The sequence below is a fragment of the Streptomyces sp. NPDC057137 genome, assembly GCF_042670825.1.
Classification (GTDB): domain Bacteria; phylum Actinomycetota; class Actinomycetes; order Streptomycetales; family Streptomycetaceae; genus Streptomyces.
In genome coordinates, this window is record NZ_JBHUUW010000150.1 from 1 (window position 1) to 1212 (window position 1212).

The following is a 1212-nucleotide window of genomic DNA, read 5'->3' on the forward strand; positions in this document are numbered from 1 at the left end:
GAATTGTCTCCAGCGGCCACGTTCGGCACTTCTGGCGCACCAGTAAATACAGGACTCGCAAGTGATGCCTTGGTTGAGGGGTCGAAGCTACCTGTATGCCAAAGTTTCCGGGTGGGCGTCCACTCTCCGGAATTGCTCACGCTCCTGATATAAACTACCGGCTCTGCTCCACCTATCTCAAAGCCTAACTGCCCAGCGAAACCCTCCTCGCCATAAGGGATGTTGATCAACCCTACGTAGTTGGCAAAAGTGGTGTATCCGTCCTTGAATGAGTAAAAGCCACCAAGCAAATTTTTGGAATCAATAGGCCCTTGTGGAGATACTTTCCCGCCGAACCCGTAATCACCAATAGCGATAGCGTTGATGATCCCGTGACCCTCTAAGGTCCGGGGATTTTCACCTCCGGTGGCCAAGCCCTTCGCGTTTAATGTGACTTTTGTGTAGCTTCCCGCCACTACACCTGAGTCAGCGAGCGTTAACGTTATCTCCGTGTCCGCGCTACCGTCGAAGCTAACGCTGCCACTGACCGCCCCCTTGAACTTCAACAAGCGAGCTGTTGCCAGCTGAGCAGCCAAGCCAACGGCGGTTTTACCGTTAACAATTTTTGCGATAGCAGCTTTCAGCCACGCAGTTCGATTACCCAGCTGCTCAGCTTGTTTGTTTGCTATGCCACCAGGGCCACCTAATACCCTATCTGACGTTTCAATTTGGTAAGTCCCCTCTGCGTAGTCTTCTGTTTCAGGCAAGGTGGCCATCAAATACTGCTCCCATGGTTGTACAGCCCGTCATAGCGAGCGGAGCCGTTGTAGCGGATTGCCACCGCTTGATACTCAAGCGAGGCAAGACGACACCGTTTAGGTGCGATGGTGGACAACATGCGGCGGATCAGATCCGCCTGGTCGTTGGTAATGGGCTCGGCGAAGATCACGCGATACGCTGCCCAGGCGCGAGGCGCGCCGTATACGTAAAGCCCGTTGAAATTGATGCTGCCGTCATAGGTCCGACCGCCGAGGCCCTCCTGCAGCTGGACCTCACCAAAGCCCAGCAGCCGAATGATTTCCCGGATAGCCCAGGGCGTGCCCTTGTATCGGTGCAGCTCTACTGAGTTTTTGAGTAAATTTCTGCGGGCGTCTTCGGACTCGGCCAGCAGCCAGGCGGCTTCATCGAGCAGGCTGAACTGATCGGCCAACACCGGCAGCAGAGGCGCTTTCA

The 1212-nt window shown here is 55.1% G+C and carries 2 protein-coding genes; both read right to left on the reverse strand.

All coding sequences use genetic code 11. The annotated features are described in order from the left end of the window. Positions 1–755 (reverse strand): hypothetical protein (locus ACFT9I_RS40290; RefSeq protein WP_382572883.1); only part of this gene is annotated, 755 nt, incomplete at its 3' end. Then, the coding region (locus ACFT9I_RS40295) for a phage tail protein (RefSeq protein WP_382572885.1) at positions 755–1212 on the reverse strand (458 nt) is incomplete at its 5' end. The genes ACFT9I_RS40290 and ACFT9I_RS40295, both read right to left, overlap by 1 nt.